This window comes from Pseudomonas sp. PP3 (genome assembly GCF_905336995.1).
Lineage (GTDB): Bacteria > Pseudomonadota > Gammaproteobacteria > Pseudomonadales > Pseudomonadaceae > Aquipseudomonas > Aquipseudomonas reinekei.
In genome coordinates this window covers 6,179,132-6,200,000 of sequence record NZ_HG995459.1, presented here as the reverse complement: position 1 = coordinate 6,200,000, position 20,869 = coordinate 6,179,132, and the positions used below count along the sequence as shown (strand labels likewise).

The window sequence follows — 20,869 nt, the reverse complement described above, 5'->3', positions numbered from 1 at the left end:
CCGTAGGGGAACCTGCGGCTGGATCACCTCCTTAATCGACGACTCAGCTGCTCCATGAGCTCCCACACGAATTGCTTGATTCATTGAAGAAGACGATAAGAAGCAGCCCGAAATTGGGTCTGTAGCTCAGTTGGTTAGAGCGCACCCCTGATAAGGGTGAGGTCGGCAGTTCGAATCTGCCCAGACCCACCAATTTTGTGTGGGAAACGCCTGTAGAAATACGGGGCCATAGCTCAGCTGGGAGAGCGCCTGCCTTGCACGCAGGAGGTCAGCGGTTCGATCCCGCTTGGCTCCACCACTACTGCTTCTGACGTTTGAAAGCTTAGAAATGAGCATTCCATCAAGGTGATGGTGAATGTTGATTTCTAGTCTTTTGATTAGATCGTTCTTTAAAAATTTGGGTATGTGATAGAAAGATAGACTGAACGTTACTTTCACTGGTAACGGATCAGGCTAAGGTAAAATTTGTGAGTTCTCTTAGTTGAGAAATTCGAATTTTCGGCGAATGTCGTCTTCACAGTATAACCAGATTGCTTGGGGTTATATGGTCAAGTGAAGAAGCGCATACGGTGGATGCCTTGGCAGTCAGAGGCGATGAAAGACGTGGTAGCCTGCGAAAAGCTTCGGGGAGTCGGCAAACAGACTTTGATCCGGAGATGTCTGAATGGGGGAACCCAGCCATCATAAGATGGTTATCTTGTACTGAATACATAGGTGCAAGAGGCGAACCAGGGGAACTGAAACATCTAAGTACCCTGAGGAAAAGAAATCAACCGAGATTCCCTTAGTAGTGGCGAGCGAACGGGGACTAGCCCTTAAGTGGCTTTGAGATTAGCGGAACGCTCTGGAAAGTGCGGCCATAGTGGGTGATAGCCCTGTACGCGAAAATCTCTTGGTCATGAAATCGAGTAGGACGGAGCACGAGAAACTTTGTCTGAATATGGGGGGACCATCCTCCAAGGCTAAATACTACTGACTGACCGATAGTGAACTAGTACCGTGAGGGAAAGGCGAAAAGAACCCCGGAGAGGGGAGTGAAATAGATCCTGAAACCGTATGCGTACAAGCAGTGGGAGCAGACTTTGTTCTGTGACTGCGTACCTTTTGTATAATGGGTCAGCGACTTATTTTCAGTGGCGAGCTTAACCGAATAGGGGAGGCGTAGCGAAAGCGAGTCTTAATAGGGCGTCTAGTCGCTGGGAATAGACCCGAAACCGGGCGATCTATCCATGGGCAGGTTGAAGGTTAGGTAACACTGACTGGAGGACCGAACCGACTACCGTTGAAAAGTTAGCGGATGACCTGTGGATCGGAGTGAAAGGCTAATCAAGCTCGGAGATAGCTGGTTCTCCTCGAAAGCTATTTAGGTAGCGCCTCATGTATCACTGTAGGGGGTAGAGCACTGTTTCGGCTAGGGGGTCATCCCGACTTACCAAACCGATGCAAACTCCGAATACCTACAAGTGCCGAGCATGGGAGACACACGGCGGGTGCTAACGTCCGTCGTGAAAAGGGAAACAACCCAGACCGTCAGCTAAGGTCCCAAAGTTATGGTTAAGTGGGAAACGATGTGGGAAGGCTTAGACAGCTAGGAGGTTGGCTTAGAAGCAGCCACCCTTTAAAGAAAGCGTAATAGCTCACTAGTCGAGTCGGCCTGCGCGGAAGATGTAACGGGGCTCAAACCATACACCGAAGCTACGGGTATCATCTTAGGATGATGCGGTAGAGGAGCGTTCTGTAAGCCTGTGAAGGTGAGTTGAGAAGCTTGCTGGAGGTATCAGAAGTGCGAATGCTGACATGAGTAACGACAATGGGTGTGAAAAACACCCACGCCGAAAGACCAAGGTTTCCTGCGCAACGTTAATCGACGCAGGGTTAGTCGGTCCCTAAGGCGAGGCTGAAAAGCGTAGTCGATGGAAAACAGGTTAATATTCCTGTACTTCTGGTTATTGCGATGGAGGGACGGAGAAGGCTAGGCCAGCTTGGCGTTGGTTGTCCAAGTTTAAGGTGGTAGGCTGGAATCTTAGGTAAATCCGGGATTCTAAGGCCGAGAGCTGATGACGAGTGTTCTTTTAGAACACGAAGTGGTTGATGCCATGCTTCCAAGAAAAGCTTCTAAGCTTCAGGTAACCAGGAACCGTACCCCAAACCGACACAGGTGGTTGGGTAGAGAATACCAAGGCGCTTGAGAGAACTCGGGTGAAGGAACTAGGCAAAATGGCACCGTAACTTCGGGAGAAGGTGCGCCGGTGAGGGTGAAGGACTTGCTCCGTAAGCCCACGCCGGTCGAAGATACCAGGCCGCTGCGACTGTTTATTAAAAACACAGCACTCTGCAAACACGAAAGTGGACGTATAGGGTGTGACGCCTGCCCGGTGCCGGAAGGTTAATTGATGGGGTTAGCTAACGCGAAGCTCTTGATCGAAGCCCCGGTAAACGGCGGCCGTAACTATAACGGTCCTAAGGTAGCGAAATTCCTTGTCGGGTAAGTTCCGACCTGCACGAATGGCGTAACGATGGCGGCGCTGTCTCCACCCGAGACTCAGTGAAATTGAAATCGCTGTGAAGATGCAGTGTATCCGCGGCTAGACGGAAAGACCCCGTGAACCTTTACTATAGCTTTGCACTGGACTTTGAATTTGCTTGTGTAGGATAGGTGGGAGGCTTTGAAGCGTGGACGCCAGTTCGCGTGGAGCCATCCTTGAAATACCACCCTGGCAACTTTGAGGTTCTAACTCAGGTCCGTTATCCGGATCGAGGACAGTGTATGGTGGGTAGTTTGACTGGGGCGGTCTCCTCCTAAAGAGTAACGGAGGAGTACGAAGGTGCGCTCAGACCGGTCGGAAATCGGTCGTAGAGTATAAAGGCAAAAGCGCGCTTGACTGCGAGACAGACACGTCGAGCAGGTACGAAAGTAGGTCTTAGTGATCCGGTGGTTCTGTATGGAAGGGCCATCGCTCAACGGATAAAAGGTACTCCGGGGATAACAGGCTGATACCGCCCAAGAGTTCATATCGACGGCGGTGTTTGGCACCTCGATGTCGGCTCATCACATCCTGGGGCTGAAGCCGGTCCCAAGGGTATGGCTGTTCGCCATTTAAAGTGGTACGCGAGCTGGGTTTAGAACGTCGTGAGACAGTTCGGTCCCTATCTGCCGTGGACGTTTGAGATTTGAGAGGGGCTGCTCCTAGTACGAGAGGACCGGAGTGGACGAACCTCTGGTGTTCCGGTTGTCACGCCAGTGGCATTGCCGGGTAGCTATGTTCGGAATAGATAACCGCTGAAAGCATCTAAGCGGGAAACTAGCCTCAAGATGAGATCTCACTGGGACCTTGAGTCCCCTGAAGGGCCGTCGAAGACTACGACGTTGATAGGTTGGGTGTGTAAGCGCTGTGAGGCGTTGAGCTAACCAATACTAATTGCCCGTGAGGCTTGACCATATAACACCCAAGCAATTTGATTACTCGAAAGAGCATCAGATTGCGGTGTGTGAAGACGCAATGAACCGAAAGTTCGTATCGTTCACAAAACCGCAAGACTATCGCATACCCAATTTGCTGAAGCGTTGAAAGACGAGTCGGCACACCGAATTTCTTGACGACCATAGAGCATTGGAACCACCTGATCCCATCCCGAACTCAGCAGTGAAACGATGCATCGCCGATGGTAGTGTGGGGTTTCCCCATGTGAGAGTAGGTCATCGTCAAGATTAAATTCCGAAACCCCAATTGCGAAAGCAGTTGGGGTTTTGTCTTTATAGTAGAAGCATCAAGAATTCGCTGACACGTCTCTGAAGACGGGCCAGCACACCGAATTTCTTGACGACCATAGAGCATTGGAACCACCTGATCCCATCCCGAACTCAGCAGTGAAACGATGCATCGCCGATGGTAGTGTGGGGTTTCCCCATGTGAGAGTAGGTCATCGTCAAGATTAAATTCCAAGACCCCTGTCTGCTAACGCAGACAGGGGTTTTGTCATTCTGGGCCTGTCAAAAGTCGCAGACGTAAAAAAGCCAGCCCCTGGATTCAGGGGCTGGCTTTTTCATGCTCGCAAGAATGATTAGAACTGGTAGCTCACCGTCGCAGAGACATTGCGCTCTTCTCCCAGGTAGCAGAAGTTCAGGCTGGCACAGGACGCTACATAAGATTCATTGGTCAGGTTGTTCGCATTCAAACGCACATCCACACCCTTCAAGCCAACCTTGCCCAAGTCATAACCGACAGAGGCATCAAACAACGTATACGACGGCACCTTGATGGTGTTTTCCGCATCGGCCCAGCTGTAACCCACATACCGCACCCCGCCACCCAGCCGCAGGCCATTAAGGGCGCCATAGTCAAATGCATAATCAGCCCATACCGAAGCCATATGCCGTGGTGCCTGGGTTGGTGAGTTTCCTTTGTTCTCAATGAGGTCGGTATCTGTACTCAAGGTGCTGACCATGGACTTCGAGTATTCAATGTCGGTGAAGGTGTAGCTACCGAGTACTTTGAGGTTATTGGTCAGTTGCATGTGCGCTTCCAGTTCCAGACCTTGAGAACGGACAGCACCCACCGCTCGATAGAAGTTCTCCTGCGGCAGTTTGGTGGCCAGGTTTTCCTGATCGATGCGGAACAGCGATGCAGTGAACAGATTGTCGGTACCTGGCGGCTGATACTTCAAACCGACTTCCCACTGCGTACCATCGGTGGGCGCCAATGGATTACCCGCGCTGTCCGAGTAGGAGTTCGGGTTGAATGACTCGGAATAGCTGATGTACGGAGCGATGCCGTTATCGAACAGGTACAGCGCCCCGGCGCGTCCCGTCAGTTTGGTACGTTTGTCGTTGATCTCGGTGCCTTCAGGACGACCGCTTTCCGCCAGTCGGTTCTCGTCTGATGTCTCAACCCAATCCTGGCGAAGTCCGAGGGAAAAGCGCCATTTGTCCATCTCGATCAAGTCTTGCAAATACACGCCGGTTTGCTCCAGGCGTCGCAAGTAACTGGTGTCACCGTACATCTCGATCGCCGAGTTTCCGTACACCGGGTCGAATGCGTTGATCGGCGCCAGACCGCCACTGGTCCAGTCCACGACGGTCTTGCGTCGCTGGTAGTCCGCCCCCATCAGCACAGTGTGTTTGGTTGCGCCGGTGAAAAATTCCGCCTGCAACATGTTGTCCACGATGAACGCATGCAGCCTCTCGTCGCCGCCAGTGTAGTAGCGATTCAGTTCGTTGCTGGTGGGAGTCGTCCAGCCATAGGCATAGACTTGATCCATGTTCACTTTGGAGTCGAGATAACGGAAGTTCTGTCGGGCGGTGAAGGTGTCATTGAAGCGATGCTCAAACTGATAACCGAAAGACTGCTGATCACGCGAATAACCATCGATACTCGGCTCACCTTCGAAGAAATGTGGAGAGATCCGGTTGCCGTTGCGCTGGTGAAGAGTCCCATCGGCAGGAACGCCACCGTGATAGCCGCCATCGGGGTCATGCTGAAGGTACGCTTGCAAGGTCAGCGAAGTGTCTTCGGTGAAATCGATGCTCACCGTCGGTGCAAGGGCAAAGCGTTTTTCCTTGTTGTGATCGAATTGCGTGTCGGACTGTTCCGCCAGACCTGTCAGGCGATAGGCAACACGCTTGTCGTCATCCACAGGGCCGCTGAAGTCGAAACCCATGCCCCGTTGGCCTTGGTTGCCTATCGTGGCCTGGATCTGATGATAGGGCTCATACAGCGGTTTCTTGCTGGTCAACGCAACCAGGCCGCCGGGTGAACTGCGACCGTACAGCACCGATGACGGACCTTTGAGAATGTCGATGCGCTCAAGGAAGTACGGGTCGACCTGCATAGTGCTGTAGGTGCCGCTGTCACCCATGGACTTGAGTCCATCGAGATAGATGTTATCCACTGAGCCGTCGTTGAAGCCGCGCATGGCCACGTAGTCGTAGCGATGGGTCGCGCCATAAGGATTGGTCAGCACGCCGGGGGTATAGCGCATGGCTTGCGATACGGTTTGCGAACCCTGGTCGTCCATTTGCTCGCGGGTGACGACTGATACGCTTTGCGAGGTTTCCAGCAACGCGGTACTGGTCTTGGTGGCGATCTGGCTGTGGGTTGCGTTGTAGCCTTCCATGCTGCCCAAGGCATTGCCGAGTGCGAAGCCTCGGATATCGGTGGCCGGCAGCGCCAGCGCTTCGTTGTCGGCGGCGGGGCGCAATACATAGCTGCTGCCATCCTGGCTGACGGCGATGAGGCGCGAGCCACTGAGTAGATGGCTCAGGCCCTGATCCGCTGAATATTCGCCCTGTAAGCCCGGAGATTCATGCCCGCGGGTTTGCTCCGGCGTCATCGACAAGGTGATACCGGCCTGACGCGCAAACTGATTGAGTACATCGCTCAAAGAGCCGGCGGCGATGTTGAAGCGCTGGTGGAGGGCTTCACTGCCTTCCTGGGCATGACCCATGACGGGCACGAGGCCAACGCCTAACGCAGTCGAGAAAAGAGCAGCACGAATGGCGTGACGCAGTACGCCGGATTTCGCCGTGAAACGAAGAGCATTCTTACTGATGGAGCGGCCGGTCATTGTAGGTTTCCGTAGGAAGTCGCTGAGGCTGAGTTGAAGTGCTTACTGACTAAGCCGGACCTGATCGGAAAACCCGCCAAAAAAAGTTGTTCAGACTCGCCGTTCCAGCGTCACCCACCAACGCGTGCGGTAGCGTAATTGCACCGGCAGGGTTTGCGGCAGGATGGCCAGTAACTTGTCGGTGTCCTCCAGCCTGTACACCCCGGACAGTCGAAAGTCGGCAATGTCGGCCGCACACTTCAGGTAACCGTGGCGATAGCGTCCGACCTCCTGGAGGAAATCCCCCAGCCGCATGTTGCGGGTCACGATCACCCCGTCCACCCAGGCGCCAACATCCATGTCCAGCGGTGAGGCCAGCCGCGCCTGCTGATGATCGATCAGGTAACTGAGCCCCGCCTTGACTTGAGTTGGCTGGCCACCGGCAGCCAATGGCGAATGAATCAGCACATGGCCGTTGGTGACACTGAGCCGCGTGCAGTCGGCCTCATGGCGCAGAATGAAGCGCGCGCCCACGCCTTCGTACAGGCCGTGCCGGCTTTGAACGCGCAAGGGCCGATCGAATGCAGCGCCTTCATCGGCCCCGCCGCAGGTGACGATGATTTCGCCTCGGGTCAGTTTGATCAGGCGTTGTTGCGGCGTGTAATACAGGTCCACGGCGCTATCGGTGTTGAGCTCAAGCCGCGTGCCATCCGGTAATTGGAATGCGCGGCGCTCACCGGTGGCGGTGGCGAAATCGGCGCGCCATTGCTGCCAGCCGATGACGTCCTTGCCCAGCCACGCGGCCGAACCCATCAGCAAGACACCCGACAGCAACTTCATCGCCTGGCGCCGTCCCAATTGCTGGGCACTGTTTTCCAGCGTGTTGAAGGCCACTTGTGCGCCGGGCACTGCCCGCAGATTGTTGCTCAACTCCGAGTGCAGTGACTGCACGCGCTGCCAGGCCAGTTCGTGTTCATGGTGTGCTGCACGCCAGAGATCGCATTGCTGGCGAAGCTTCGAATTGGAGGCGTTGTTGCGCAAACGCAGCAGCCAGTTGATGGCTTGTTTGACCGCTTGTTGATGCGGTTCGCCACGGCGGTTCAACGACCAGTTATCCACAGGCGTCATGCTTGATAACGCAGCGTGTAGCAGTGGAAAAGCGCATCGGCGACATAGCGCTCCACCGAACGCAGGGACAGCCCCATGTGTTCGGCGATCTGTTTGTGGGTGAGGCCCTCGCACTGCGCCAAGAGAAACGCCTGACGTACTTTCGGCTTCAATCCTTCAAGCATGCGGGCGATGCTTTCGAGCAATTCGAGCACCAACGCACGGGATTCGGCGCTTGGCGTTTCGGCCTCGGGAAGATGTGCGATGGTTTCCAGATACGCGCGTTCGATTTCCTCGCGGCGCCAGTGATCGATCACCAGGCCTCGGGCAATGGTTCGCAGAAAGGCGCGAGGGGCTTTGAGCTCCAGGCGTTCGCTTCGTTGCAGCAACCGCACAAAAGTATCCTGGGCCAGGTCTGCGGCATCGGCGGCATTGCCCAATCGGGCACGCAGCCACCCGTTGAGCCATCCGTGATGGCTGCTGTAAAGCGCCTGTACTGCAAACTCGGGAGAGGGCATGAATGCGACTGCTCGGATGTCACAAATGATAATTAGTCGCATTGTCATCAAGGGGTGGGGATTTTGCAACTGCTGTGAAACTCAAGTCGCGCAGACCGCGTTTTCGTTAATCGCGAGCAAGGCTCACTCCCACAGAACTGCAGGTGTGAGCCTGCGCAACAACCACCGCTAAACGAAAGCCTTATCCAAACAGCTTCAACACATTGTTCATCGCATCATCGGCAAAACCCTGGATGAACGCCTGGAATCCCGGCGCGTCACCACCCTGCGCCGGTTCGGCGATGATGGTCCAGGTGGCGATGGATTTGCCTGAGCCCAAAGACTCCACCTGCATCGCCGCCCACAGATTCGCTACCCCTAGGGTGTTGTAGATCGTGGTCCATGTCATGTTCCGTGCCTGATCGTCGCGGGAGTTGAGTTGCTCGACGACGAGGTTGCCGTCCTTGAAGAATTTCTTGCGCAGCGAAGACACACCCTCTCCGGTCATTTCGATGTGCGACAGCGCCGGAATGAATCGGTCGAAACCGGCAAAGTTACCGACAACGGCCCAGACCTGTGCGGCCTCGGCCGGGACTTCCACCGAGGACACGACGTGACCGCCTTGTGGGTTTTTGATCAGGGTATCGGGTTGCAGAGTGCTCATGGTTTTGCTCCGTGCTGGTTTGGATGGATTAGATGAAATCGATTTCTTTGAGGTAGTCGCACCCGCGTCGCAGCAACGCCGGGGATTTTTCCGGATAGCGCGCACCCATCTGCCGCACACCGGCCTGGGCGTTGGCGTGACCTATCATTGAGATGTCGCCGATGTCTTCTTCGAAGCCGTTGAGGTAGAAGCCCAGCACGCCGAACAGCGCGTTATCGCTGTCGACCCGGCCCAGTTGCTGCTGCCAGTGGGCGACGCTGACCAGTGAAAATTCCCGCCCGGCATCACGAAACGACGCCACATAGCGGTTCCAGCTGAGGGGCTCGGGATTGTGCAGGTTGAACACCGCTTTTTCCGGCTGATAGCGGCTGGCATGGAAGGCGATGAAACGGGCGAGGAAGTCCACCGGCATCAGGTCGAAATTCAGCGCGAACTCCGGTACCTGGCCGAGCTGGATCGAGCCCTTGAGCATCAACATCAAACGATTCTTGTGTGGCTGACACACGCCGGTGAGGCTGTTGAAACTGATGTTGCCGGGGCGATAGAGATTGACCTGCACACCGCGTTCGCGCGCGCGTTCGAGGATCCGCTCGCCGACCCATTTGGACAGGTTGTAGCCGTTCTTGATGTAGATGGGCGGGGTTGGCGCTGCGGGTAGCTCGAGTACCTGGCCATCGGCGGTAATTGTGCTGGACGCCGAGAGTGTCGAAACGAAGTTGAAGATCTTTTTGCTCTGCCCTTCGCACAGTCGCAGGCATTCGAAAATCGGTTCGACGTTGTCCCGCGCCAGTGACGCGTAATCGAGTACGTGATTGACGTTGGCAGCGTTGTGCACCAACGCGCCGAACTCTCGATCAAGGCGCTGGTAGGTCTCATCGGCCAGCCCCAGGCAAGGCTGGGTGATGTCCGCCGCGTATACCCGCACCCGACTCAGGTCCAGATGCGCCAGTCGGTTCTCGCGCAATGCCTGAGCGAACCGCTCGACGGCCGATTGCCCGTTGCCGTCGCGGACCAGGCAGGCGACTTCGCTGGCGCCCCACGCCAACAAGGCTTCGACAATGTGCACGCCGACAAAACTGTTGGCGCCGGTGACGATGACCTTGTGTACATTGCCCACACGGCTGATGGGTAACGGCTGCACATGCAGTTCGCGTGAGGCATCGGCCAAGGCTTGCTCGCTCAATACTTCGTCGCTGCCTGAACCTCGCACCAGTGTCGCAAGCCTGGCGATGGTGGGCAGTTCGATGAAGCGGTTGATCGAAATGCTGCGGCCGAATTCTTCGCGCAAACGCAGGAGCATGCGCGACAACAGGATCGAATGACCGCCCAGATTGAAGAAGCTTTCATCGGTGGAAATATCGCTCGACGGCAACTCCAGCAACTCGGCCCAGATCTCCAGCAATAGCGCTTCATCGGCGTTGGCCGGCAGCCGTCGCAAGGCGTTTTCGCTGACACTGACCGGCAGCTCCAGCAGCGCCTTGCGATCGACCTTGCCGTTGCTGGCGTACGGCATGCTCGTCAGTTCGGTCCACGCGACGGGCTGCATGTAGTCCGGCAGACACTGCAGGGCATGAGCCTTCAGCGCATCGCGAGCTGTACCGGCCCGATGTTCCTGAGGCTGTGCAAGGAAGGCCAGGATTCGCCGATGGCTGTCGATCACCACCGCCACCTGACGGTACAGCTGGGTGTCGCGCAGGCAGCGTTCGATCTCCTCCGGCTCGACTCGAAAGCCGCGAATCTTCACCTGGTTGTCGCGCCGCCCGCACAGCTCGATTCCCTCGCTCGTCCACTTCGCCATGTCGCCGGTGCGATAGACGCGCAAGGCCTGGCCATCAGGCCGCGTCAGGGTCAGATAGCGTTCGGCAGTCTGCTGCGGGTTGTTCACATACCCAAGGCACACGCCGGGACCGGCGATGTACAACTCACCGACGGTCTGCTCAGTCACCGGCTGCAAGTCCTCATCGAGAATCAGCACCTGACTGTTGGCGATCGGGTCGCCGAGGGTTCGGTTGTTGTCGTCCGCCTGCAGCTGCCGCGCGGTAATCAGCACCGTGGCTTCGGTCGGGCCGTAGAGGTTGTAGAACTTGCCTTGGCGGGTCAGTTGCTGGATGACCCACGGCTCGCAGACATCACCGCCGGTCATCACGTGTTCGAGATTGCGCAGTTGCTCCAGCGGCAAAATGCTCAGCAGTGCCGGTGGCAAAAAGGCGTGGCTCAGTTGCTGATGACGGATCAGCTCCACCAGTTGCAGCGGATCGCGGCGCTGGTCATCGCCGGGCACCACCAGTTCGGCGCCTTGCAGCAGGGTCGGGAAAATATCGATCAGCGACGAGTCGAAGCTCAGTGAGGAAAACTGCAGCACCCGGCTCTGTCCGGTCAGTTGCACATAGTCGGCGTACCACGCGGTGAAATGTGCGAGGTTGGCCTGACTGAGCAAAACACCTTTGGGGTGGCCGGTGGTGCCCGATGTGTAAAGCGCCATGCACGGCGCATCGAGAGTGGGGCGCTGACGCATCAGCGGTTGCTCGAGATTCACTGCAGTGGCGTCGATAGCCGTGATATCGAATCCCGGCATTTCAGTTGCAAGCGGATGCTGCCCGTCATGCAGTAATAACGCCGCGCCGGCGTTCGACAGAATGTACTGCTGGCGTTGCAGCGGATGGCTCGGCTCCAGTGGCAAGTACACCGCGCCGCTGCCCAGAATCGCCAGAATCCCAGCGTATAACGCGCTGCATTTCGGCAGGCAGATCCCCACGACCACCGGGCCTTCATGCAGAGAGAGCAATGGCTGCAATCGTTGTTCGATCGCACGGCTCAGGTCATGCAGTTGGCGATAATCCAGAGCGATGCCGGCAACGTTCAACGCAGGCCTTTCGGCGCTCTGAATGAAGCGCTGTTCAAGTCGCTCGATCAGCGGCTGTTCAGCCAGTTTCAGCAGTCGCGGATGAGCCGTGGCATTGCGGTGATGGAGGTATGCGAGGCTGTCGAGAAACAGCAGGTTTTCGCGCTTTGCGACGTGAACGTCGGTGGCCGGTGCGGTGCGCAGGAAATACTCGGCGTCCCGGGAGTAGCGACTGACCAGCAGCGCCACGTGATCGACCAGTTCCGCCATCGCGCGCAAACGCAGCGCCTGGCCGTTGCCCGAGGTTTCATCGGCGATCGGCAGGCGAGTGAGCAACGTCGAGTCGACGGTGAATAACAGATCCAGCGCCGGTAGCCCCGAAGCGGCCGACAGGTCGATGCCCAGTTGCAGCGTCAGGCGCGGCGCAACACCGGGAATCTGAATGTTCAGGCTGGCATCATCGATCACCAGATCAAGGTGCTCCGGCACCGGTGCATCGAATGTCGTTATCCGCGTCAGTGCATGACCGTGTTGTTCGAGCTCCAGCGCCAGCTCGGTCAGGGCCTGGCTGTGTCCAGCGAGCAGAATGTCGAGACGTCTCATGACGGGGTCCTCGTCAAAGCAAATAATCGCTCAAGGCGCTTTGCACGCACGGCGAATCGAGCAGCGAACTGCTGCGGAAAAACCGCACGATGTTGGCGACCAGCGGATGGTGGCGATTGATCGGGAAGGCCAGGCCGGAGATCTCTTTCTTGAGGGACTGGCGTGTGGCGTCGTTGATCTGCAAAGCGTCGATCAGGTGGAAGTCGAAGGCTTTCTGAATGTCGTTTGTCAGGTAGTGGCCGATGAATACCGGCAGGATTTGCGCGATGCGCTGGCGGTCGTCTTCGCTCGCGGTATGCCAGTAGATGCGCACCATCCGCGACCAGAATCCGGAGTGCCGGCCTTCGTCGAGCAAGTGGTCGGCCATCATTCCCTTGATCGACTGCTTGACCGTACCGTCCTTGGCAAACGCCGCGACATCGCCGGTCACGGTGTTTTCGGCGATCGCCACGCAAATCAGCTCCACAGCGCTGCGCAGGTGTTCCGGCGCGAGGGCGATGGCGGCCGGGATCGCGCGGCTCAGCTCGATTTCGTCGGGCAACTCGATGGGCGTGATGCCGGTCATGGCGATGGTCTGTTGCATGAAATCCATGGCCACCAGCGCGTGGTAATCCTCGTCGACGACCACGGTCATGGCGTCGTAGCGACAGGCGAAAGGGAACGCCATGGCGAAGCGATTCTTGGCGATGCTGCGGGCGGTCTTGTCGACGATCTCGGTTTCGAAGATCACCACGTCGTTGATGAATTTGTAGAGCGTCTGCACCAGGGCGAAGTCGCGCTGCTCCGGGCATTCGCGCAGGAACGTCTCGCTGAGTACCAGCGGTTGCCGACTCAGCGGATAGATCAGCTTGTCGTCGTTCTCCAACAGGCGCCGCGGGCGGGTGCGGATGGTGGCGCGGCTCTCCCAGGCGTCGGCGAACGATAGATAGTCGGCGGCGTTCATGGATTCACCTCCGCCAGAGGCTCGCTCATGCTCAGGCGCAAGCCATCCCACAGGGCGATGCGGCTTTCCACGGCGGCGATGGCGCTGGCGTACACATCTGCCTGGCGTTGTGGATCGCTGTCGACCAGTCGGGCAAGGAGCCGTTCTGCGGCGGGGCCGTGGTCTTCAGAGTCGACTTCGATGTGCCGTTCGAGGTAGTAACGAAAGATCGGGGCCTGTTCGATGCCGACACCCCAGTCGTCAAGAATGCGCTGGAACATCTGCGGAATCACACTCTCGCGACCATGCAGAAATGCCGCCGCGACACAGTGGCCCGGGGCGTGCAACGCAGTGTGCAACGTATGGCGCACGAACCGCGCAGCCGCCGGGTCGACCTCGACACTTTGCAACGCTACGTCATAGCTCACGCCTTCCTGCTGCAGCGACACGAAGCGTTCGATGGCGGCGGTGCTCGCGCCGACTTCGCGCATGGCATCCAGGTACAACTCGAAATGGCTGTAGTGTCCTTGGGCCGGGCGGTCATCGGATTCCTCGCCGAGCACAATCTCGTTGATCAATCGTGCCGCCTGCGGGTCTCGTGGGGGGAGCCAGGGTAATTGCGTACACGTCAGTTCTTGCTGCAATCGCTTGGTCAGCGACATGAAGTCCCAAACTGCAAATACATGGCTTTCCATAAAGCGCTGTAGAACCGAGAGTGAATGTATCTCGGAGAAAATCGGGTGCGCACTCAGTTCGGTTTTCTTTTGCTCAAGATGCTCTCTAGTGGGTCTCATTGGCGAACCTTTAAGTTGTCAGTTGTGAAGGCGTGATCAAGTGTTGGTTGCGTGTTTTAAGTTTCTTCAGGCGAGCAGTTGCCTCAATTGAATTGATCTTTTTCAGTTGCTTTGGGGGCCATAGGTTGCGGCTTCTCAGCCAGTGCCCAATGTCGGCGTAGAAAAACTAGTACACAAATAAAGTGCTGGGCAAGTTATTTTTTCAATGTTTTGAAGTTTAACTTTCTCTCGCGCGACAAGTTCCAATAAGACTATTTATATAAGTTTTATTTGGATGTAGTTGCTCCTTCCGTCTTATATAAGTCAGAATTTTTATAAAGAGTGAATGCCTCACTCGAAGCAACTTTCTTGATGAAATCGTTGAGGTGATCTGAGGGGGGAAGTTCGCCGGGGATGACGTCGACTCTTCCGTTCCCGTGGCAAGGCTCCTTCCGTAGGTTCTTGGTGCGGGGGTACTGCTCCATTACTGCAGTGCGTCGCCCCGTTCATAGGTGGTCGGCACCCCAAGAGTGAGCGTAATTCAACGCAGCCGCTATCACCGAAGCCTGGGGATCGGAGAGGGCTGCAAAGGCGGGAGATTTGTAAGCGGATCGTTCGATTTCAAGCGGGCTGGCGGCTGTACAGCCGAGAGGGAGCGGGCTCCCTCATCACTGCTTTACTTCGAGTTGTTTCTGCTCTGGGCTTCAGGGCTGTTGAGGTATTGGGTGATGACCTCAACCCCACGATTGAGGTGATGGGTGAGCAACTTCACCGAACCTTCGACATCCCGCTCTTCGGCGGCACGCAACATGGCCCGGTGGTCTTCCTGGGACAGTTTGCCCAGGCCCATCGCTTCCAGATTGAAGCGCAGGAAGCGTTCTTCCTCGTTCAAGCCGTCCTCTACCAGTTTCAGTAGCCGTTTATTGGGCGCCTTGCCGTAAAGCGCCATGTGGAAGAGGCGGTTGAGCCGCCCGATTTCGGTGTAGTCGTGTTCGGTTTCCAACTCATCGATATACCGGGCGGCCTGTTCGAGGTCCGCAGGTTCAAGCAATGGCACCGACAGGCGCAGTGCTTCGGACTCCAACAGTATTCGCAGGGCATAGGTTTCCGCTGCGTCACCCTGGACCAGTGGGGCGACTACGGCACCTTTGTGGGCGACCACATTAAGCAGCGCCTGAGCTTCGAGCTGGCGCAAGGCTTCACGCACCGGCATGCGGCTGACACCGAAGAGGTCGGCGAGGTCTTGCTGGCGCAGGGCGATACCGCAAGGCAGGCGACCGTCGAGAATGGCCGAGCGCAGGGTTTCCTCGATGACTGAGCGTGCCAAGTGAGCGGGAATCGGCCCGTTGACCTTGATACTGCTAAGCGGGTTGGGCTTTTGTGACACTACTACGCACCCTGAATGGCTGATTTATTTTTGGATCCAACTGACACTAGTAACTGCCTGACGGCTTGTCAAACGCGCAACAGAGCGCCTTTCCATGAGTTTAGCGCGCCCTCGGTGATCTCACCGTGCCATTGTTTTTTTGCAAGCTAACCTACACCATCAACCGAATTCCACCTGCCTGACCTGGATGCCTCGCATTGGCGGTACGTTTCCCGATCTCACGGATATTTTGCTCGCTGTGCGGTGCGTTGCTGCTGGCTGGCGTGATGCTGGGCGATGTGCTGGGCGATTGGGACTTTTCCTCCATCAGCCGCCGGGCGCAGGCATTGTACGGACCTTTGGGCGAAGGTCAGCAGCGCATCGATGATTGGCAGCATCTGTTGGCCATCCAGAAGCAGACCGGCGAGCTGGAGCAGCTCAAGCAGGTCAACCAGTTCTTCAACCAGCGCATACGCTACGTCGAGGATGTCGATCTGTGGCATCAGGCCGATTACTGGGAGACGCCGATCGAGGCCCTGTGGAAAGGCGCCGGCGATTGCGAAGACTACGCTATCGCCAAGTATTTCAGCTTGCGTCACTTGGGCGTTGCCAGTGACAAGCTGCGCATTACCTACGTAAAGGCATTGCGCCTCAATCGCGCGCACATGGTGTTGACCTATTACTCGAGTCCGCAGGCCGTGCCGCTGGTGCTCGACAGCCTGATCGATGAAATCCGGCCCGCCAGCCAACGAACGGATCTGCTGCCGGTCTACTCTTTCAATGCAGAGGGGTTGTGGTTGCCCGGTGCCAAGGGCAATCAGAGGGTCGGTGATACCAAGCGCCTGTCTCGATGGCAGGACGTGCTGAAAAAAATGCAGGCCGAAGGATTCCCGGTCGAGTCGATTAACTAGGAGCAAGCCACAGATGTCATTGTTCAAACAACTGTTGATCGCAATCTGTCTGTTCCTGGTCATCGCCTTCACCGGCAGTTTCATGGTCAGCCTGGAGAGTTCGCGAACCCAGTACGTCAATCAGCTACGCTCCCACGCCCAAGACGCGGCAACGGCGCTGGCGCTGTCCCTGACACCGAACATCGATGACCCGGCCATGACCGAGTTGCTGGTCAGTTCGATTTTCGACAGCGGCTATTACGCCAGCATCCGTGTGGTTGATCTGTCCAACGACAAGACACTGGTAGAGCGCAGCGGTATCCCGGCGGATACCAACGTCCCGGCCTGGTTCGTCAAACTGATCGGCCTGGAGCCTGCCGGTGGCGATGCGATCGTCAGCCGTGGTTGGGAGCAGGCTGCGCGGGTCGAGGTGATCAGCCACCCGATGTTCGCCCTGGCCAAACTGTGGCAGAGCGCGTTGGGCAGTCTGGCGTGGCTGCTGATCTGTGGGGTGGTCAGCGCGATACTGGGTGCGCTGCTGCTGCGTCGGCAATTGAAACCGCTTGATTACATGGTTCAGCAGTCCCATGCCATCGCCCGTCGCGAGTTTCTCAGCTTGCCCGACCTGCCTAGCACGCCTGAATTGCGGCGCGTGGTGCAGGCCATGAACCAGATGGTCGAGAAGCTCAAGGCGCTGTTTCAGGAACAGGCCGAGCGCAGTGAAAAACTGCGGGCCGAGTCTTATCAGGACAACCTGACCGGGTTGGCCAACCGGCGTTATTTCGAAATGCAATTGCACGCGCGGGTGAGCAATCCCGAGCAAGCCAGTTCTGGCTATTTGTTGTTGTTGCGGGTTCAGGATCTGGCGGGGCTCAACCAGCGTTTGGGCGGTCAGCGTACAGACGAATTTTTAAAGGCTGTCGGCGAGCAACTGTCCCGAGAGTGCGCGCGATACCCGGAAACCCTGAACCTGGTCACACGGATTCGTGGCGGCGAGTTTGCCGTGCTGGCGCCAGGGCTGGTGCGCGAAGAAGCGTTGCAGTTGGCGCAGCACCTCGACAGCGCCATGGCCAGCCTGCATGCGACCGGTGCGACGGACGTGGCTATGGTGGCCGCGATCGGGCTGGCGCCATTTGTCTATGGCGACGCGCCGCAAGCCGTGCTCGGTCTGGCGGATCAGGCGCTGGCGCAGGCTGAAGGCCTGAGTGATTCGAACTGGGTCTGCCTGGATCACAGCGCTTTGGCCGGTGTCGGCGACGATCATCATGCCTGGCACGGCTTGCTGGATCAGGCGCTGAATCAGCGGCGATTCACTTTGTTTTTCCAGCCAGTAGTGGCCAGCCAGGACACGCAGTTGGTGCTGCATTACAAGGTCCTTTCACGGTTGATCGACGATCAGGGCCAGAGCATTCCGGCCGGGCGCTTCCTGCCATGGCTGGAACGCTTCGACTGGACCGCGCGTCTGGACCGACTGATGCTGGAGTTGGTGCTGGAACAGATGGCCGATCACGAATCGTCCCTGGCGCTGAACCTGTCTTCGGCAACCCTCGAAGACCCGCAGGCGCTCAATGGCCTCTTCGAACTGCTGCGTTCGCATTCCAATCTGGGATCGCGCCTGACCCTGGAAATCGGCGAAGAACAACTGCCGGACCAAGCAGTACTTGAAGACCTGACGCGGCATTTGCGCGAGCTCGGGTTCTCGCTGAGCCTGCAGCATTTTGGCGGGCGTTTCAGCATGATCGGCAACCTGGCGCGGCTCGGGCTGGCGTACTTGAAGATCGATGGCAGCTACATCCGCGCGATCGATCAGGAGAGTGACAAGCGCCTGTTCATCGAAGCGGTTCAGCGAGCGGCCCACAGCATTGATCTGCCGCTGATAGCCGAACGGGTCGAAACCGAGGCCGAACTGGCGGTGATTCGTGAGCTGGGGGTTTATGGGATTCAGGGGCGGCTGGTGGGTGAGCCGAAGCCTTGGGGGTAGGGCTCTGGATTTTCAGATCTCTGTGAGGGCGCCATCGCGGGCAAGCCCGCTCCCACAGTGATTGTCGGTGGACGCAAAATTTGTGCACCACACAAAAACCTGTGGGAGCGGGCTTGCCCGCGATGGCGTCAGTACAGGCGACGAAGAAAAAACTCAGATCAACCCGTCCTCATCATCACCCACCAAATGACTCAACCCGCCCAACGCCTCCCGCGCCTGGCTCCGGTCCATGAGTTTGGCCTGTGCCGGCGCTGGCAGGTCGGTGACGAGGATCACGCCTTTGCTGATCAACACTTCGATCAAATCGTCGAGTACCCGGATCATTTCCAGGTCGCTCTTGCGCAGTTGCTTGAGCTGTTTGATCTGCTTGAGCTGGGTGATGCTGGTGGCCATGAGTTCGTTGGCGAACCAGGCCTGGAGATCAGGGTGGTCGGCCGGCAGCGTTTCCGTGGATTCGGCGTAGGCTTCGGCTTCCACGCGCATCAGTTGTCCGTCTGTATTGCGTTGCACGTAGAACATGGAACATCCCTCGGAGAAGAACCGCGTCATGCTGTCAGCAGCATAGGCGAATTCGGCCATATGGTTATTCGCTAACGGTATTTAAAATACTGTTCTTATATCTATAAAGTTACTCACCTGCGTACTTGCCGACCAATCGGCGCGCCGCACGACACGAACCAACACGATATCCGTGAGTTTCTGATCGACGTGCGCGCCCCTGAGCGTGCCGTGCGTGGGAGTGATTTATGTCAGCCGTATCAGCATCGCCAGCCATCGCGCCACAACACTTTGAAATTCGCCCGTTCAGCGGCGCAGTGGGCGTCGAAATCATCGGCCTCGATGTGTCCCGTCCGATCAATGACCAGGACTTCGCCCGCATTCACCGCGCGCACCTGGACTATCACGTGGTGGTCTTTCGCGACCAGCGCATAACCCCTCAGCAACAGATCGATTTCAGCCGTCGTTTTGGCGTGCTGCAAATTCATGTGCTCAAGCAGTTTTTGCTGGCGAACCATCCGCAAATCCTCATCGTGTCCAACATTGTCGAGAACGGCCAAAACATCGGCCTCGGTGATGCCGGCAAGTTCTGGCATTCCGATCTCTCCTACAAAGAACTGCCGAGCCTGGGCTCGATGCTGCATGCCCAGGAGCTGCCATCCGAGGGCGGCGACACGCTCTTCGCCGATATGCACAAAGCCTGGGACAACCTGCCCGAGGCGCTGCGCAAAGCGGTGGAAGGTCGCTCGGCGGCGCACTCCTACACGGCGCGTTACAGCGAGACCAAATTCGAAGGTAACTGGCGCCCGACGTTGACCCCGGAGCAACTCGCCCAGGTCGCCGAAGTGGTGCACCCGGTGGTGCGTACTCACCCGGAAAACGGTCGCAAGGCGCTGTTCGTCAGCGAGGGTTTCACCACCCGCATCGTTGGCCTGCCGGAGGACGAGAGCCAACAACTGCTGGCCGAGCTCTACGCCCATAGCGTGCTGCCACAAAATATTTACCGCCATCAGTGGCAGCCCCATGACCTGGTGTTCTGGGACAACCGTTCGCTGATCCATCTTGCCGCCGGATGCCCAAGCCATCTGCGCCGCAAGCTGTATCGCACCACCATCCAGGGCGACGCGCCTTTCTGATTTGTCGGAGATTGATCATGTCCAAACGTCTTCCATTCGCGCCGCTGGCCGCCTCCATCGGCCTGGGTTTCAGCCTGATCGCCGGCAGCCTGGTGGCGCCGACTTTGGCTCACGCCGAAGGTGAAATCCGCATCGCCGAACAGTTCGGCATTGTTTACCTGTTGCTCAACGTGGTGCGCGATCAGAACCTGATCGAGAAGTACGGCAAGCAGGAAGGCATCGACATCAAGGTCGACTGGACCCAGCTCTCGGGCGGCGCGGCGGTCAACGATGCGTTGCTCTCCGGCTCGATCGACATTGCCGGTGCCGGCGTCGGCCCGCTACTGACCATCTGGGACCGCACCCACGGCAAGCAGAACGTCAAAGCCGTCGCTTCCCTGGGTAACTTCCCGTATTACCTGGTGAGCAATAATCCGAAGGTCAAAACCATCGCCGATTTCACCGAGAAGGACCGCATCGCAGTGCCGGCCGTGGGTGTTTCGGTGCAGTCGCGCTTCCTGCAATACGCCGCCGCCAAGCAGTGGGGCGACAAGGAATTCAATCGCCTCGACAAGTACACCATCGCCGTTCCCCACCCGGATGCCACGGCAGCGCTGGTGGCTGGCGGCACCGAACTGACCGGGCATTTCTCCAACCCGCCGTTCCAGGATCAGGCACTGGCCAACCCAAATGTGCACGTGGTGCTCAACACTTACGACCTGCTTGGCCCAAACTCGCCGACAGTGCTGTTCGCCACCGAGAAATTCCGCAACGACAACCCGAAAACCTACAAAGCCTTTATCGATGCTTTGACCGAAGCGGCCACGTTTGCCCAAAACGATAAAGGCGCGGCAGCCGACACCTACATCCGCGTCACCAAGGCAAAAATCGACCGCGCCGAGTTGCTGAAAATCATCGACAACCCGCAGTTCGAATTCAGCGTCACACCGAAAAATACCTATCCGCTGGCTGAGTTTCTTTACCGCGTAGGCGCGATCAAAAACAAACCGGATTCGTGGAGGGATTACTTCTTCCAGGACGCCAAACCGCTGCAAGGGAGCTGATTGA

Annotated in this window: 13 protein-coding genes, 2 tRNA genes and 4 rRNA genes (1 of these 19 only partly in view); 10 read left to right on the top strand and 9 right to left on the bottom strand. The window is 57.3% G+C overall.

Annotated features, from left to right (window positions below; all coding sequences use genetic code 11):
* The 6 genes from KHO07_RS28075 to rrf (KHO07_RS28050) form a co-directional block, all read left to right on the top strand.
* Positions 1-34: ribosomal RNA gene (locus KHO07_RS28075) — 16S ribosomal RNA — on the top strand (it extends 1,503 nt beyond the left edge of the window).
* Between the two features lie 81 nt (positions 35-115).
* Positions 116-192, top strand: a tRNA-Ile gene (locus tag KHO07_RS28070).
* A 30-nt stretch (positions 193-222) separates the two neighbouring features.
* Positions 223-298 (top strand) — tRNA-Ala (locus KHO07_RS28065).
* Between the two features lie 248 nt (positions 299-546).
* Positions 547-3,440, top strand: a 23S ribosomal RNA gene (locus KHO07_RS28060).
* 153 nt (positions 3,441-3,593) lie between these two features.
* Positions 3,594-3,709, top strand: a 5S ribosomal RNA gene (gene rrf / locus KHO07_RS28055).
* A gap of 108 nt (positions 3,710-3,817) precedes the next feature.
* Positions 3,818-3,933, top strand: a 5S ribosomal RNA gene (gene rrf, locus KHO07_RS28050).
* Together the 16S, 23S and 5S rRNA genes with 2 tRNA genes alongside form the textbook arrangement of a ribosomal RNA operon.
* A 129-nt stretch (positions 3,934-4,062) precedes the next feature.
* Here rrf (KHO07_RS28050) and KHO07_RS28045 read toward each other — a convergent pair.
* From KHO07_RS28045 to KHO07_RS28010, 8 genes are all read right to left on the bottom strand, one after another.
* Positions 4,063-6,564 (bottom strand): TonB-dependent siderophore receptor, encoded by a 2,502-nt coding sequence (locus KHO07_RS28045; protein ID WP_212626095.1) that lies wholly within the window; start codon positions 6,562-6,564, stop codon positions 4,063-4,065.
* 90 nt (positions 6,565-6,654) lie between these two features.
* Positions 6,655-7,671, bottom strand: coding sequence for a FecR family protein (locus KHO07_RS28040; RefSeq protein WP_212626094.1), 1,017 nt, complete (start codon positions 7,669-7,671; stop codon positions 6,655-6,657).
* A complete protein-coding gene (locus tag KHO07_RS28035) occupies positions 7,668-8,168 on the bottom strand; it encodes a sigma-70 family RNA polymerase sigma factor (RefSeq protein WP_212626093.1) in 501 nt (166 codons plus the stop codon). Before KHO07_RS28035 ends, KHO07_RS28040 begins: the two co-directional genes overlap by 4 nt.
* Positions 8,169-8,349: 181 nt before the next feature.
* Entirely contained in the window at positions 8,350-8,811 is a 462-nt protein-coding gene (locus tag KHO07_RS28030) for an SRPBCC family protein (RefSeq protein WP_150736008.1), read from the bottom strand.
* A 28-nt stretch (positions 8,812-8,839) separates the two neighbouring features.
* Complete coding sequence (locus KHO07_RS28025; RefSeq protein ID WP_212626092.1) at positions 8,840-12,256, bottom strand: non-ribosomal peptide synthetase; 3,417 nt, start codon at positions 12,254-12,256, stop codon at positions 8,840-8,842.
* Between the two features lie 13 nt (positions 12,257-12,269).
* Positions 12,270-13,199 (bottom strand): diiron oxygenase, encoded by a 930-nt coding sequence (locus KHO07_RS28020; protein ID WP_212626091.1) that lies wholly within the window; start codon positions 13,197-13,199, stop codon positions 12,270-12,272.
* Positions 13,196-13,972, bottom strand: coding sequence for a DUF3050 domain-containing protein (locus KHO07_RS28015; RefSeq protein ID WP_212626090.1), 777 nt, complete (start codon positions 13,970-13,972; stop codon positions 13,196-13,198). Before KHO07_RS28015 ends, KHO07_RS28020 begins: the two co-directional genes overlap by 4 nt.
* 655 nt (positions 13,973-14,627) lie before the next feature.
* Entirely contained in the window at positions 14,628-15,338 is a 711-nt protein-coding gene (locus KHO07_RS28010) for a GntR family transcriptional regulator (RefSeq protein WP_150736004.1), read from the bottom strand.
* Positions 15,339-15,535: 197 nt separating this feature from the next.
* Here KHO07_RS28010 and lapG point away from each other — a divergent pair, with 197 nt between their 5' ends.
* Together lapG and lapD are read left to right on the top strand one after the other, a co-directional pair.
* A complete protein-coding gene (gene lapG / locus KHO07_RS28005) occupies positions 15,536-16,228 on the top strand; it encodes a cysteine protease LapG (protein ID WP_212626089.1) in 693 nt (230 codons plus the stop codon).
* A 13-nt stretch (positions 16,229-16,241) separates the two neighbouring features.
* Positions 16,242-18,188 carry a cyclic di-GMP receptor LapD gene (gene lapD / locus KHO07_RS28000; protein ID WP_212626088.1) on the top strand — a complete coding sequence of 649 codons (1,947 nt, stop codon included), beginning with the start codon at positions 16,242-16,244 and terminating at the stop codon, positions 18,186-18,188.
* A 153-nt stretch (positions 18,189-18,341) separates the two neighbouring features.
* Here lapD and KHO07_RS27995 read toward each other — a convergent pair whose 3' ends face one another.
* Positions 18,342-18,707, bottom strand: coding sequence for a tryptophan synthase subunit beta (locus KHO07_RS27995; RefSeq protein ID WP_150736016.1), 366 nt, complete (start codon positions 18,705-18,707; stop codon positions 18,342-18,344).
* Positions 18,708-18,934: 227 nt separating this feature from the next.
* Here KHO07_RS27995 and KHO07_RS27990 point away from each other — a divergent pair, with 227 nt between their 5' ends.
* Both KHO07_RS27990 and KHO07_RS27985 read left to right on the top strand, forming a co-directional pair.
* Positions 18,935-19,822 (top strand): TauD/TfdA family dioxygenase, encoded by an 888-nt coding sequence (locus tag KHO07_RS27990; protein ID WP_212626087.1) that lies wholly within the window; start codon positions 18,935-18,937, stop codon positions 19,820-19,822.
* Between the two features lie 17 nt (positions 19,823-19,839).
* Positions 19,840-20,865, top strand: a complete 1,026-nt coding sequence (locus tag KHO07_RS27985; protein ID WP_212626086.1) for an ABC transporter substrate-binding protein — start codon at positions 19,840-19,842, stop codon at positions 20,863-20,865.
* Positions 20,866-20,869: the final 4 nt, after the last annotated feature.

Coding starts and splice junctions, on each gene's coding strand:
- KHO07_RS28045 (WP_212626095.1), bottom strand. CDS start 6,564: ATGACCGGCCGCTCCATCAGTAAGAATGCTCTTCGTTTCACGGCGAAA.
- KHO07_RS28040 (WP_212626094.1), bottom strand. CDS start 7,671: ATGACGCCTGTGGATAACTGGTCGTTGAACCGCCGTGGCGAACCGCAT.
- KHO07_RS28035 (WP_212626093.1), bottom strand. CDS start 8,168: ATGCCCTCTCCCGAGTTTGCAGTACAGGCGCTTTACAGCAGCCATCAC.
- KHO07_RS28030 (WP_150736008.1), bottom strand. CDS start 8,811: ATGAGCACTCTGCAACCCGATACCCTGATCAAAAACCCACAAGGCGGT.
- KHO07_RS28025 (WP_212626092.1), bottom strand. CDS start 12,256: ATGAGACGTCTCGACATTCTGCTCGCTGGACACAGCCAGGCCCTGACC.
- KHO07_RS28020 (WP_212626091.1), bottom strand. CDS start 13,199: ATGAACGCCGCCGACTATCTATCGTTCGCCGACGCCTGGGAGAGCCGC.
- KHO07_RS28015 (WP_212626090.1), bottom strand. CDS start 13,972: ATGAGACCCACTAGAGAGCATCTTGAGCAAAAGAAAACCGAACTGAGT.
- lapD (WP_212626088.1), top strand. CDS start 16,242: ATGTCATTGTTCAAACAACTGTTGATCGCAATCTGTCTGTTCCTGGTC.
- KHO07_RS27995 (WP_150736016.1), bottom strand. CDS start 18,707: ATGTTCTACGTGCAACGCAATACAGACGGACAACTGATGCGCGTGGAA.
- KHO07_RS27990 (WP_212626087.1), top strand. CDS start 18,935: ATGTCAGCCGTATCAGCATCGCCAGCCATCGCGCCACAACACTTTGAA.
- KHO07_RS27985 (WP_212626086.1), top strand. CDS start 19,840: ATGTCCAAACGTCTTCCATTCGCGCCGCTGGCCGCCTCCATCGGCCTG.